Source organism: Rhizobiaceae bacterium, from assembly GCA_023953835.1.
Lineage (GTDB): Bacteria > Pseudomonadota > Alphaproteobacteria > Rhizobiales > Rhizobiaceae > Mesorhizobium_G.
In genome coordinates, this window is sequence record JAMLJB010000001.1 from 708,587 (window position 1) to 722,203 (window position 13,617).

A 13,617-nucleotide genomic window follows, 5' to 3' on the forward strand; every position below is an offset into this window, starting at 1 on the left:
TCAGTTCGTCAGGCTTTCGGACGACAGCGTATGGCTCCTGTCGTCCTTGGGGCGCTCGACCGGCATCTGCTGGCCGGTGACAATGTAGTAGAGCGTCTCCGCTATATTCGTGGCGTGGTCGCCGATGCGCTCGATGTTCTTCGCGCAGAACAGCAGGTGCGTACACGGCGCGATGTTACGCGGATCTTCCATCATATAGGTCAGCAGTTCGCGGAACAGCGACGTGTAGATCGCGTCGATCTGGTCGTCACGGTCGCGCGTTGCACCCAGCCGCTCCACTGAGCGTGACGCATAGGCGTCCAGCACTTCCTTCAACTGCACCAGCGCCAGTTCTGAAAGCGCCAGAATGCCACGCGACAACCGCACTGGCTGCGCGGCGCCACCAATGGCCAGTACGCGCTTCGCCACATTCTTCCCGAGGTCGCCCACACGCTCCAGATCGGCGGCAATGCGGATCGCACCGATGATTTCGCGCAGGTCCGACGCCATGGGCTGGCGCTTGCCGATGATGACGATGGCTTTCTCGTCGAGGTCTCTCTGTGCTTCGTCGAGTATCCGGTCGTCCTCTGTCACCTTGCGCGCGAGCACCGCGTCGTTCGCGATCAAGGCCGCTACGGATTGTTCCACCATGCGCTCCGCCACGCCGCCCATCGAGGCGAGTTTGTTCGCCAGATAGTGCAGGTCGCCATCGAAGGAGGTGACGATATGGATCGAGTTCATTTTCCACCCTGATACGGAACTATGTGCTTTCCGTCTGAGCGTAATTTAGCCGGGATGCATGACAGAAAAAAGAATGCCGCTAATTCGCCGAAAATCAATGCGCGACGAAGGCGGGCAGATGCACGGTAAAAATCGACCCCTCGCCGCGTTTCGAGCGGATTGTAAGCCTGCCGCCGTGGCGCGTCAGGATGTGCTTGACGATGGCCAGCCCGAGCCCAGTGCCCTTCTGGACCGGCGCGCCGTCGGATTCCACGCGGTAGAAGCGCTCCGTGATGCGGGGAATGTGCTCATCGGGAATGCCGGGGCCGAAATCGATCACCGAAACGAGCATATCGTCCCCGGAACGCTGGGTCTCGACAACGACCCTGCCGCCGGACTGTCCGTATTTGCACGCGTTTTCGATCAGATTCTCGAACACCTGCGTAAGCTCGTCAGCATCTCCCGCCACGATTGTCGGTTCCGCCGCGAACTGCTTCTCGATATGGACCGATAGCTCTTCCGCGCGCGGCGCGGTTGCCGCGATCACCCGTTCGAGCAGCATAGTGAGGTCGACACTCCTGCTGGCGTCGATGCGGGATTTCATTTCCAGCCGCGAAAGCGACAGAAGGTCGTCGATCAGCCGCGCCATGCGCGCGGTCTGGGCCTGCATGATGCCGAGGAATTGCTCCTGCGCCTTCGGATCATTGCGCGCGGGGCCTCTCAGGGTTTCGATGAAGCCCGCGATGGAAGCGAGCGGCGTGCGCAATTCGTGGCTCGCATTGGCTATGAAATCGGCGCGCATGCGATCGATCCGCCGTATCTCACTCTGGTCCTTGAACACCACAACGAAGAGCGACGCCTGCTTCGCCAGCGGTGAGGCAAACACCCTGTAGGCGCGCTCGATCGGAAGACGTTCGAAATATTCGCCGCTTGCGGCATGGGCCGAAGCAAGCACGCCTTCGATCAGCTCGCGTATCTCCGGCGCGCGAAACCGCAGGAACAGCGACCGCCCCGGCGTGAAGGCGCCGAATGCCGCGACAGCGCTTTCATTGGCGAAAACGACATTGGCAAGCGAATCCACCAGAAGCACCGGATCATCCAGCGCTGAGGCAAGATCGACTGCAGAAAAAGCGCCGGTGCCATGCGGCTCCGCATCAGCCGCGAATGTCTCGGCGTTTCCCCGGGTCTTGAATCCCAGTCTGCCAAGCATTGCCGATATGGAACTCGCCGCCCTGCTGTTGCTCACCGCTTACTCGCATATGTTGCATCCGGCACGATACAGGTCTTAGACATGCACCTGTACGCGCGCACTCAATACCATGCCAATCGAACCACAACAGGATGATGTCATGAAAAAAGAGAAGAAAGCGGACGCCCCGGCAAGCACGCAGACGGTGGAGGCCGATCCGGTTCGCATCAAGGTTCGCGGCGAGATGCGCACTTTTGACATCAACAATCCCCAACTGCCCGACTGGATCAAGAAGGAGGCGCTGGCCTCCGGCAGCTATCCCTACCCGGACAAGCTGGACAAGGACCTTTACGAGAAATCGCTCGAACTGCTTCAGATGGAACTCGTCAAGATGCAGACCTGGCTCCAGAAGGTCGGAGAACGTGTTCTCGTCGTTTTCGAAGGGCGCGACGCGGCGGGCAAGGGGGGCACCATTGAGGTGGTGCGCCAATATATGAACCCGCGCCAGGCGCGAGACGTCGCGCTGCCGAAGCCAACGGAGACGGAGCGCGGGCAATGGTACTACCAGCGCTATGTCGCGCAATTTCCAACGGCGGGCGAATTCGTGACCTTCGATCGGTCATGGTACAATCGCGCGGGGGTGGAGCCCGTGATGGGCTTCTGCACGGAAGAACAGCATGAGAAATTTCTCGCGGAGACGCCGAATTTTGAACGCATGATCGTCAAGGAAGGGACGCATCTCTTCAAGTTCTGGCTAAACCTCGGACAGGAAATGCAGCTCAAGCGCTTTCACGACCGCCGCCACAGCCCGCTGACGGTCTGGAAGTTTTCGCCCATGGACGTCGCCGGCATGACGAAATGGGACGCCTATACCGACGCGCTTCACCTGATGTTGGACACGACAGACAGCGACCACGCGCCCTGGATCGTCGTGCACTCCAATGACAAGCGCCGCGCGCGGCTGGAGGTGATCCGGCATATTCTCCAGCGTCTGGACTATGAGGGGCGTGACGAAAAACGCATCGGCGACCCCGACCACAAGATCATCGGGCGGGGCAAGCCGATGCTGGGGAGCTAAGATCCCGATCGCTCAGTTGAAAGGGCGATGGTTGGTCTTGTCCCAATAAAAGGGATTGAGCACGAGGTCCTTCACGGCTTTCCATGCGGATACCGAAATAAGCATCCAATACGCAGGTGTCGCGGCGACAACCTTCCAGAAGCTCATGCGCTCTTTCGGGCGGAGGCGCGTCCAGCCCAGCACAAGAAACCCGGCATAGCCTCCGAAGATACTCGCAATATCCATCGCGACAAGCGCGAGGTCGAATCGCCCGAAGGACACTCCGGCGACGATTGCGAAAGCAAGGTAGAGCAACGCGACGATCATTGCCGGATGGACGAGCGCGGAAAACACCATCCCGAAGAGCACAAGCTGGGTGACGATGAAGGACCCAAACCCGAGTTCCCGGAGCAGCCGAACCGGTGAGCGCATATGCACCAGCCAGGTCTGGAGCCAACCCTTGTTCCAGCGCGCGCGCTGCGGCCTCCAATCGGCCAGCGCGTCCGGCGCGGCCTCGAAAGTCGGTCGGGTGAGCACGCCCGCCGAATAGCCGTGCCGCGCGAGCCGGATGCCAAGATCGGCATCCTCGGTCACATTGTGCGGGTCCCACGCCCCCACGGCATCGAGCGCCGCGCGGCGAAAATGGTTTGATGTACCGCCCAGCGGAAATGCAATTTTCAGCGAGGCGAGCCACGGCACCAGTCCCCGGAAGAGCGCCGCGTACTCAAACGCAAAGCAGCGCGCGATCCAGCTTGCCTCTCCGTTCACGATTTCAAGCGGGGCCTGGAGGCAGGCAAGCTCTGCGGGCGCGTTGTCGAACACCCTCCACGCTTCCTGCAACTGGTGGGGGTGCGGAATGTCCTCCGCATCGTACAGCACCACGAATTCTCCGCGGCACATCGGCAGGGCATAGCGCAGTGCCTTCGGCTTCGTGCGAGGCAGCGACGGCGGCACGGCAATCACTTCCACCATCAGGCTCAAGGGATGCGCCCTGATCGCGGCAATCGTATCGGGGTCGTCGGCCTCGCAGATCAACTTGATTTCGAGGCGGTCGACGGGCCAGGCGAGTTGGCTGAGCGCCCCCATCAATTGCGGCACCATATGGGCTTCCCGCCACAGTGCGACGAGAACCGAATAGACAGGCTCCGCGCGCCTTGCGTCGCCGAGAAGGCTTCTGGTCGGCGGGCGCTGAAACGACGCCGCCACCCTCAACGTAGTGCATCCGATGAAAAAGACCGTCGCCGCGACATGGATTGCGAACACGGTCGCGCCGAACTGAAGAAACAGCATCTGAACGAAGATCACGGCAATCGCACCCAGGCCAATGCCCTGGGCCGCATTCATGCGGATCGACGCCGAGAATTCCGGCGCGAAATCGAACAGACCCTTGGTGGCGAAGCGCTCCAGCGCCGTAGTGCAGCGGTCGTGCAGGGCCTGGCGGACCGTCCGGGTGCTGGCGACGCGAACGCGCGACTTGAGCTCGTGACCGCGTATGTTGACGGCATCGAGCGCGCTCGCCGCGCTGGAATTGGGAACCACCACGGCATGAGGAGGGCTGACCGGGCCGTCCAGCGTGGCCCAGACCTGCGGGTCGCGCCGCGCCAGCATTTGCAGGCATTCCTCTTCCCGGATGATGAGTTGCCGGGCATCCAGCGCGCCGAGATAGGGCACGTCGAGCCTTGCGGCCAGTTCGATGGCGCTTGCCTCTTCGGGATTGATGGCAGGATAGGCGTCACCGCCCGAAGCAGGAGTGTGAGGTTCGGAGGAGACCGACGGATACTGCGCGATACCTGACACGGGAGGACTTTTCTGGACAAGCTGCGGCGAACGGAGCGAAATGGCGTTGGTTGCCGGGAATGGAATCACCATCGCCACGACACCACGCCAGCATCTAGCGGGTTACATGAGCAAAATCTAACTCAATCTAAATTTAACGCTTGGCGCGCATGCCATTGAGTTGGGTCTGATGTTCGAATCGGGGTAGCAGGAAAGCCTTGAAGCGTCTCTTGTCATGCGTTCTTGGAGTGTTGCTCACCGTACAGGCAGGACTGGCGGCCGAACCTCAATTGCCTGCATTCTGGGATGCCAAGGAGCGGCTGCCGAAGCCGGATCTATCGCAGATGCAGCGCCTGCGCTTCCTCACCACGACGAACTTCCCTCCGTTCAATTTTCTCGATCCCGGAGGGCGCCTGAGCGGCTTTCACGTCGATTTTGCCCGCGCGATCTGCGCGGAACTAGGTATCTCCGATCGCTGCCAGATCCAGGCCCTGCCATGGGATGAATTGCAGGACGCGCTTGAAAGCGGCGAAGGCGAAGCAATACTGGCCGGAATTTCGGTCACCGCGCAAAACAGGACAAGCTACGCATTTTCGCGGCCCTATATGATTTTTCCCGCCCGTTTCGTGACGCGCCGCAATTCGCCGCTTGACGAACCGCTTGCCGAACGCCTCGCCGGCCAGCGTATCGGCGTGCTCGCAGGGTCCACGCACGAGCGCATGCTTCGCGCCTATTTCCGCAACGTGAAAGTCATCACCTACGACAAGGCGGAATGGATGTATGGGGACTTGCGGGATAGCAAGATCGATGCTGCTTTCGGCGACGGAATGCAGCTCAGCTTCTGGCTGGGCAGCCCGGAAGAACAGGATTGCTGCCGGTTCGTCGGCGGACCCTACATCGCGCCGGAATTTCTGGGACAGGGCCTGTCCATCGCGACCAGCCCGGAAAACCGCGTGCTGATCGACGCCCTCGACTATGCCCTGCAAGCGCTTTCGGCCAAGGGGAAGATGACCGAGTTCTACTTGCGTTATTTCCCGGTCGGCTTTTTCTAGAGCCCTACGTCAGGGTGCGGACTCTCGCCTTGGTCGCCATTTCGATCGCCGCGACGCTGAGCGCGTCGATGTCCAGATGCTCGCGGATGCGTTGAAGGATGCGCGCTTCTTCCAGCCGCATCTCAAGATCTGCCGCGGCCACCTCGAACACGGCTGCATAGGCGGTGTCGCGCAGCCGCGAAGGAATGACGGTGTGCGCAATTTCCAGAACCTGCTCCAGACCGTTGTCGGCGCTCAGCAGAATCTGGCAGTCCTGCGCGACATCCAGCACTTTCGATTTGTCGAAATCCTCGAAAACCGGCCATGTGCGCACCACCTCGCCGATGCTTCCGAGTTCGATATGAGCCATGTCCCTGTCCGCCGCTGACGTGACGATCATCAAATAGATCAAGGCTTCGTGGACACTCGGCAACGCCATGAAAATCTCCCGTGCAACGGCGCGAACGTAGGGAGTGCGATGCCGCTGGGCAAGGAAAAAGGCGTCGATCGTTGACGCATGCGTTTGTCGCGCTTAAAGCCTTCGCTTCCGCCCGGAAAGGCGAAGGAAACAACCATGACCCGCTCGAACAAGATCGATCTCAGCCCTGAAATTCTGGCCGCAGCGGCGGAAAGCAAAGCTTGGCCGTTCGAAGAGGCGCGCAAGATCATCGAACGCTACAAGGGCAGGAACTATCCTGAAACGGTGTTGTTCGAGACCGGCTACGGACCCTCGGGCCTGCCGCATATCGGCACGTTCGGCGAAGTGGCGCGCACCTCGATGGTCCGCCATGCATTCCGCGTGCTGACCGAGGACAGGGTCCAGACGAAGCTGCTGTGCTTCTCGGACGACGTGGATGGCATGCGTAAGGTCCCGGACAATGTGCCCAACCGGGAGATGATGGCGCAGCATATGGGCAAGCCGCTGACCCGCGTGCCCGACCCCTTCGGAAAATACGAGAGCTTCGGGCACCACAACAATGCGATGCTGCGTCGCTTCCTCGACACGTTCGGTTTCGACTACGAGTTCGCCTCCGCGCTCGACTACTACACGTCGGGCCGCTTCGACGACGGTCTGGTGCGGATGCTGGAGCAGTATGACAAGGTGATGGCGGTCATGCTGCCGACGCTGCGCGAGGAACGTCGCAAGACCTATGCGCCGATCCTGCCCATTCATCCCGAGACCGGGGTGGTCATGCAGGTTCCCATCGATGAAGTGCATCCCGGCCGCGCGACAGTCGTGTGGACCGATCCCGACACCGGCAAGCGCTGGGAGACTTCGGTGAAGAAGGGCGGCTGCAAGGCGCAATGGAAGCCGGATTGGGCGCTGCGCTGGGCCGTGCTCGGCGTCGACTACGAGATGTCCGGCAAGGATCACATCGACAATGTGAAGACCTCGGGCAAGATTTGCCGCATTCTGGGTGGCGTTCCGCCCGAAGGCTTCAACTACGAGCTGTTTCTGGACGAAAAGGGCGAGAAGATTTCCAAGTCCAAGGGCAATGGCATCACCATCGATGAATGGCTGACCTACGCTCCGACGGAGAGCCTCGGCCTCTATATGTTCCAGCGCCCGAAGCAGGCCAAGAAACTGTATTTCGACGTGATCCCGAAAGCCGTGGACGAATATTACACATTTCTGTCGGCATATAACCGGCAGGATTGGAAGGAGCGCCTCGGCAACCCGGTCTGGCACATGCATGACGGCAACCCGCCCGCCATCGACCTGCCGGTACCCTTCGCGCTGCTGCTCAATCTGGTCAGCGCCTCGAACGCCCAGAACAAAAGCGTTCTTTGGGGGTTCATCTCGCGCTATGCGCAGGACGTGACGCCTGAAAGCCATCCCGAGCTGGACCGTCTGGTCGGCTATGCCATCCGGTACTTCGACGATTTCGTGAAGCCCGCGAAGCAATACCGCGTGCCGGACGAGGTCGAGCGCGATGCGCTTGCCAAGCTTTCCGATGCTTTGGCCAAGCTTCCCGAAGGCGCGGACAGTGAGGCGATCCAGAATGCTTCCCTCAATGTTGCGCGCAAGATCGAGCGCTATCAGGATCATGCCAAGCAAAGCCCGGAAGGCGGGCCGGGCGTGTCGGTTGCCTTTTTCCAGATGATCTATCAGGTGCTGATCGGCCAGGAGCGCGGACCGCGCTTCGGCTCCTTCGCGGCCTTGTACGGCATCGGCGAAACACGCGCGCTGATCGAAAGGGCGATCGCCGGAAAACTGGCTGCCTGACGCGCTACTGCGACAATTGCGGGGCCGGCGGAAACGGCCCGCTCAGCGGCGGCTGGTCCGGGGGCGGAGCCAACGGTTCATCGGTCGCAGGCCCCGTCTCGGGAATCTCCATCGGCGCAGGGTCCGCTACGCGAGGAAGATTGAGGCCGCCTTGCGCGGGCGGGCGTCCGTAGATGCCCTTTCCGGCAGCGCTGGTCTTCTGTCCTGCATCCGCGTAGGGGCCGGAGGAAGCGGGCCGCGCCCAGCCGTTCGAGACAAGCCACTCCGCGACATCGGTCTTGCCGACATGGCACTCCGCCACAACGGTCTGCTCGCCGGGTTCAGGCGGCACGACGCATGCAATCGCCCTGCCTCGCAGCCATGAGCGGAACGCCGTTCGCGCCAGTTGGCCGCATGGCCACTCTTCCCCCTCGAAAGTGCATTTTTCTTCAGGAGCCAAAGGCTCGATCCCCGCAAGCGCGATGCGGTAGCCCTGCGCCTCAAGCATCCCGGCCGAGGAGGCGACGGGCTTGAACAGGCGCGTGCTTTTCCATTCGCCGGAATTTTTCGGCGGCTCGGGCTGCGCCGCTTGCCCGCTCAATGGCGGGCGCGGCGGCAGCCGCTCAAGTTCAACCGGCTCCGGTGCGGGGCCCTGCTCCGGCGCGACGACGGCTGCGATGTCCGGTTCGGGCTGAGCTTCGTCGGCAGGCGGGACATCCTGTTGCACGGTGTCTTCCGTTGGCGGGCCCGCATCTGCCTGTTCGTCCGCCGGTTGCGGCTCGTCCTCGGGAATGCCTTCCGCGACGGCGGCGAGTTCCGCATCGTTCAGGTCGGCAGGGTCGGCTTGAAAGGCAGGCTCCGGCAGAGCGATTATCGAGCCGGTCCACACAATGCCGATTGCGGCCAGCATCAGCCCGGAGGCGGCAAGCGCTGCGTGCCTGAAACGCATCTCTTATTGGCTCGCCCAGGTAATTCGCGCGACCCATTCGATTTCGTCCGCGCGCAAGCGCCGTGACGCATGCTCCGGGTTGAGCGAATGCAATTCCATTTCCGATCCGGTGCGCCGCGCCAGAATCTTGGCCATGACCTCGCCCGAGCGCGTCTTGACCACGACCCGGTCGCCCTTGCGCAGGCTGGCGTCCGGTCGCACGATCAGGACATCGTTGTTGCGATAGAGCGGCAGCATCGAATCTCCCTGTACTTTCAGCGCATAGGAACCGTCTTCCGGTCCCGCAGGCAAGTCGATCGTGTCGAACCCCTGCCCTGAGGGAAAGCCGCCATCATCGAAGAAGCCACCCTCCCCCGCCTGGGCAAAGCCAAGCAGCGGAACTGTCGCGCGTGGCCGGGCGGGCGCGTCCGTGTCGTTGACCAGCATCATGAACTCTTCGACCGAAGAGTTGGTGGCCTCGATGATCTTTGCCAGCGACTCGGTTGAAGGCCAGCGCAGCCTTCCATCGGGCGAACATCGCTTTGATTTGTTGAAAGCCGTCGCATCCAGCCCCGCGCGCTTGGCGAGGCCTGAGGCGGACAGGGAATAGCGGGCGGCCAGCGCGTCTATCGCTGCCCATACGCGTTCATGCGAGAGCATGCACGCACCTCCCAAAAAGGAAAATATGCCTTTCCCTTCTAATCGGCGGGCGCAGGATTGTCCAGCCGTTGGTCGATCTTCCGCTTGGCCTGGCTTCGCATGGCCTGATGTGCGGTCAGAAATCGGCTTTCTGCTTCATCCGGCTCACGCGATATGGCGTGGACGCCGAGCAATTCGACCACCTCTTCCATCGGAACGAAACGGCGGTTCGGCACATCATAAATGCCAGCCGTCGTGAGGATTTCGCAGGCGGTTTCGCCGTTCTCCAGAACGAACCTGTGCTTCCCCAACACCTGCAGGCCCTGCCACAGTTCCAGCGAGGACAGGATGTCGAAGCGCCGCCACAACCTGATTTCGCGCAGGAACACGCATTCGATGCCGCCCATCATCGGGACCCAGCCTTTTTCGCGGCCGAGTCTCACCAGCCCGCTGCGCATGAAGATGTCGTAGCGACCGACATCCGCCAGCATTGGATAGCGGGCATTGTTCATATGCAGGTTGCTGTCGATGTCACTCGGCAGACAGCGAAATGACAGGCGCGACATGTCGCCCACCCGAAAAGGGCCACGGCTTTTTACAGTCGCGGCCATGATGGCCATGCGCGCCCAGACATACATGCGCGGTCACGCCGCCTTCTCCGTTTCGCCCTTGTAGGGGTCGAAGTGCCTGTAGAAGGTGTCGCCCTTCTCCGCCATTTCCACGAGAAGCTTCGGGGCCTTGAAATCGGCGCCGTATTTCTTCTGGAGCGCCTTGGCCTGCTTTACGAAGGCCTCGGTTCCCATGAAGTCGATATAGGACAATGCGCCGCCCGTGTAGGGCGCGAAGCCGAAGGCAAGGATCGAGCCGACATCCGCCTCGCGCGGGTCGGTGACGATCCCTTCGGCCATCACGCGCGCGGCCTCCAGCGCAATGGTCGTCAGCAGGCGCTTCTTCAGTTCCTCGAAGTCCACCTGCTCCGGCCTGAGCTGCGGATAGAGATCGCCCAGACCCGGCCAAAGCTTCTTCTTCGCAGGCTTCGGCGGATAGTCATAAAAGCCTTTGCCGTTCTTGCGCCCGAACCGGCCGTGCTTGTCGACCATCGTGTCGATGAGCTTCATCTGTTCGGGATCGATGGCGTTTTCGCCAAGATCGCGGACGGTCTGGTGCATGATCTTCTGCGCCAGATCGACGGCTGTTTCGTCAGTCAATGCCAGCGGGCCTACCGGCATGCCGACTGCCTTGGCAGCGTTCTCGATCATCGGGGCTGGAACACCCTCGATCAGCATCTTGTAGGCTTCCGACATATAGCGCAGCACGCAGCGATTCACATAGAAGCCGCGCGTGTCGTTGACCACGATGGGCGTTTTTTTGATGGCGCGCACATAGTCGATGGCCACGGCCAGCGCCTTGTCGCCGGTTTTCTTGCCGAGAATGATCTCGACAAGCATCATCCTGTCGACGGGCGAGAAGAAATGGATACCGATGAAATTCTTCGGACGCACCGAGTTTTTCGCCAGAGATGAAATCGGGATGGTGGAGGTGTTGGACGCAAAGACCGCCGACGATTTCAGAACGGCCTCGGCCTGCTCGGTCGTGGCCTTCTTCACGGCCGAATCCTCGAAAACGGCTTCCACAACCAGATCGCAGCCCTGCAGGTCGGCATAGTCGGCGGTCGGGGTGATTAGCGAAAGAAGCTTGTCCTTTTCTTCCGGCTTGGCGCGACCCTTCTTGATTGCATCGGAAATCAGATTGTCCGAATGCGCCTTGCCCTTTTCGGCAAGCGCGACCTCGCGGTCGAGCAGGACGACCGGAATGCCTGCTTTGGCCGTGACATAGGCGATCCCGGCTCCCATGAAGCCCGCGCCGAGCACGCCGATCTTTCTGAACTTCGTCTCCGGCACGCCCGACGGGCGGCGCGCGCCTTTGTTCAGTTCCTGCAAGGATACGAACAGCGAGCGGATCATCGCTGCCGCTTCCTTCGACTGCATGATCTCGGTGAAGTAGCGCCGCTCGATTTTCAATGCAGTGTCGAAAGGAACGAGAAGCCCTTCATATACGCATTTCAGGATGGCCAGCGCCGCCGGATAATTGCCGTAGGTCTCGCGGCGCAGGATGGCGATGGCCGGTGGCCAGAGGTTCGCTCCCGCCGCCGAGTAGACCGGGCCGCCGGGCAATTTGAAGCCCTTCTCGTCCCAGGGCTGCGTGGCCTTCAATCCGTTCCGGATCAGTGTTTTCGCGGCGGCCACCAGTTCGCCCGGTTCCGCGACCTCTTGCACGAGGTTCATGGCCTTTGCCTTTTGCGGGGTCAGCGTCTGGCCGGAGGTGAGAAACTGGAGCGCCGCCTGCGGATCGGCAAGGCGTGGCACGCGCTGTGTACCACCCGCTCCGGGGAAAATGCCCACCTTCACCTCGGGCAACGCGATCTTCACCTTGTCGGAATTGGCCGCCACGCGCGCATGACAGGACAGCGCAAGCTCGAATGCGCCACCCATGCACGTACCGTTGATCGCGGCGACCCATGGCTTGCCGCTGGTTTCCAGCTTGCGGTACAAGCCGGTCAGGTAGCCCGTGCTGTCGAACAGGGCCTGGGTCGCCTTTTCCAGATTCTTCCTGCTGTCGCGCGCGAAGGCCGCGACCTGGCCTTGCAGCATCTTCAGATCGGCGCCGCCGGAAAAACTGTCCTTTCCGGAAGTGATGACGGCGCCCTTGATCGCCGCATCGCCCGCGACCTGATCGACAATTTGGTCCAGTTCCCGGATGACGCTTTCGTCGATGACGTTCATGGATTTGCCGGGCATGTCCCACGTCACAAGCGCAATGCCGTCCGCGTCGGTTTCGATGGTGAAGTTCGTGTAGCTCATCAAAATATCTCCCGATCAGACGCGTTCGATAATCGTTGCGGTGCCCATGCCCGCGCCGATGCAGAGCGTGACCAGCGCCGTTTTGAGATCGCGCCGTTCAAGCTCGTCGAGCACTGTGCCGAACACAATCGCGCCCGTCGCGCCAAGGGGGTGACCCATGGCGATCGCGCCGCCGTTCACATTTATGCGGTTGTGCGGAATGTCGAAGGCCTGCATGTAGCGCAGCACAACGGACGCGAACGCCTCGTTCAGTTCGAACAGGTCGATATCCTTCAACTTCATCTTCGCGCGCTTGAGCAACTTTTCCGTCACATCGACGGGCCCGGTCAGCATGATGGCCGGCTCCGAGCCGATATTGGCGAACGCCTTGATGCGCGCGCGTGGTTTCAGCCCCATCGATTTGCCCGCCTTCTTCGAGCCGATCAGCACTGCGGCTGCGCCATCCACGATGCCGGAGGAATTGCCGGCATGGTGGACGTGGATGATTTCTTCCAGTTCCGGGTAGCGCTGTACCGCGACAGCATCGAAGCCACCCATCTCGCCCGGAATGACGAAGGACGGATTGAGGGAAGCAAGCGCCTGCATGTCGGTGCCGGGACGCATATGCTCGTCATGGTCGAGAATGGTCAGCCCGTTGACGTCCTTGACCGGCACGACCGACTTCTTGAAATAGCCCTTCTCCCAGGCATGGGCCGCGCGCTTCTGGCTCTCGACTGCATAGGCGTCGACATCGTCACGCGAGAAACCGTATTTGGTGGCGATCAGGTCGGCGGAAATACCCTGCGGCACGAACCAGCCCGGGAACCCCACGGAGGGGTCCATGTACCAGGAGCCGCCCGACATGCCCATGCCGACACGCGACATGGATTCGACGCCGCCCGCGATCACGATCTCGTCCGCGCCCTGCGCGATCTTGGCAGCACCCAGATTGATGGCGTCGAGGCCGGAAGCGCAGAAGCGCGAGACCTGAATGCCGGGAGCCTTGATGTCATAACCCGCCTCGAAGGCTGCCGAACGGGGAATGACCGCGCCGGCCTCGCCTACCGGATCGACGCATCCGAAAATGATGTCGTCTACCGTCGACGTATCGAGGCCGTTGCGATCACGCAACGCGGCGAGCGTCGTCGCTGCGAGACGAGGCGTCGGCACTTCATGCAGCGAACCGTCCTTCTTGCCGCGCCCGCGCGGCGTCCTCACCGCATCATAGACAAACACGTCTGCCATGGTTTTT

At 61.4% G+C, this 13,617-nt stretch carries 12 protein-coding genes; 3 read left to right on the plus strand and 9 right to left on the minus strand.

The features are described from left to right. Together phoU and M9924_03375 are read right to left on the minus strand one after the other, a co-directional pair. Positions 1 to 720, minus strand: coding sequence for a phosphate signaling complex protein PhoU (gene phoU / locus M9924_03370; GenBank protein ID MCO5063435.1), 720 nt, complete (start codon positions 718 to 720; stop codon positions 1 to 3). Positions 721 to 814: 94 nt separating this feature from the next. Continuing rightward, positions 815 to 1,945, minus strand: coding sequence for an ATP-binding protein (locus M9924_03375; GenBank protein ID MCO5063436.1), 1,131 nt, complete (start codon positions 1,943 to 1,945; stop codon positions 815 to 817). A 103-nt stretch (positions 1,946 to 2,048) separates the two neighbouring features. On the opposite strand from M9924_03375, the gene ppk2 reads away from it, so the two are divergent. Further along, positions 2,049 to 2,966, plus strand: coding sequence for a polyphosphate kinase 2 (gene ppk2, locus M9924_03380; protein MCO5063437.1), 918 nt, complete (start codon positions 2,049 to 2,051; stop codon positions 2,964 to 2,966). A gap of 12 nt (positions 2,967 to 2,978) precedes the next feature. Here ppk2 and M9924_03385 read toward each other — a convergent pair whose 3' ends face one another. Further along, positions 2,979 to 4,814, minus strand: coding sequence for a glycosyltransferase (locus M9924_03385; protein ID MCO5063438.1), 1,836 nt, complete (start codon positions 4,812 to 4,814; stop codon positions 2,979 to 2,981). A 125-nt stretch (positions 4,815 to 4,939) separates the two neighbouring features. On the opposite strand from M9924_03385, the gene M9924_03390 reads away from it, so the two are divergent. Next, positions 4,940 to 5,773: a transporter substrate-binding domain-containing protein gene (locus M9924_03390; GenBank protein ID MCO5063439.1), complete on the plus strand. Its 834-nt coding sequence runs from the start codon at positions 4,940 to 4,942 to the stop codon at positions 5,771 to 5,773. A 4-nt stretch (positions 5,774 to 5,777) separates the two neighbouring features. Here the strand turns inward: M9924_03390 and M9924_03395 are convergent, their stop codons facing one another. Continuing rightward, positions 5,778 to 6,191, minus strand: coding sequence for a tellurite resistance TerB family protein (locus M9924_03395; protein ID MCO5063440.1), 414 nt, complete (start codon positions 6,189 to 6,191; stop codon positions 5,778 to 5,780). Between the two features lie 135 nt (positions 6,192 to 6,326). On the opposite strand from M9924_03395, the gene M9924_03400 reads away from it, so the two are divergent. Beyond that, positions 6,327 to 7,979, plus strand: coding sequence for a lysine--tRNA ligase (locus M9924_03400; protein MCO5063441.1), 1,653 nt, complete (start codon positions 6,327 to 6,329; stop codon positions 7,977 to 7,979). Positions 7,980 to 7,983: 4 nt separating this feature from the next. On the opposite strand, the gene M9924_03405 is transcribed toward M9924_03400, so the two are convergent. From M9924_03405 to M9924_03425, 5 genes are read right to left on the minus strand one after another with little or no spacing between them, the layout of a single operon-like run. Continuing rightward, positions 7,984 to 8,907, minus strand: coding sequence for a thermonuclease family protein (locus tag M9924_03405; GenBank protein MCO5063442.1), 924 nt, complete (start codon positions 8,905 to 8,907; stop codon positions 7,984 to 7,986). A gap of 3 nt (positions 8,908 to 8,910) precedes the next feature. Next, entirely contained in the window at positions 8,911 to 9,546 is a 636-nt protein-coding gene (locus M9924_03410; protein MCO5063443.1) for a helix-turn-helix transcriptional regulator, read from the minus strand. A gap of 38 nt (positions 9,547 to 9,584) precedes the next feature. Continuing rightward, positions 9,585 to 10,163, minus strand: coding sequence for a thioesterase family protein (locus tag M9924_03415; GenBank protein ID MCO5063444.1), 579 nt, complete (start codon positions 10,161 to 10,163; stop codon positions 9,585 to 9,587). A 6-nt stretch (positions 10,164 to 10,169) separates the two neighbouring features. Further along, positions 10,170 to 12,386 (minus strand): 3-hydroxyacyl-CoA dehydrogenase NAD-binding domain-containing protein, encoded by a 2,217-nt coding sequence (locus M9924_03420; protein MCO5063445.1) that lies wholly within the window; start codon positions 12,384 to 12,386, stop codon positions 10,170 to 10,172. A 15-nt stretch (positions 12,387 to 12,401) separates the two neighbouring features. Then, a complete protein-coding gene (locus M9924_03425) occupies positions 12,402 to 13,610 on the minus strand; it encodes an acetyl-CoA C-acetyltransferase (protein MCO5063446.1) in 1,209 nt (402 codons plus the stop codon). Positions 13,611 to 13,617 lie beyond the last annotated feature (7 nt).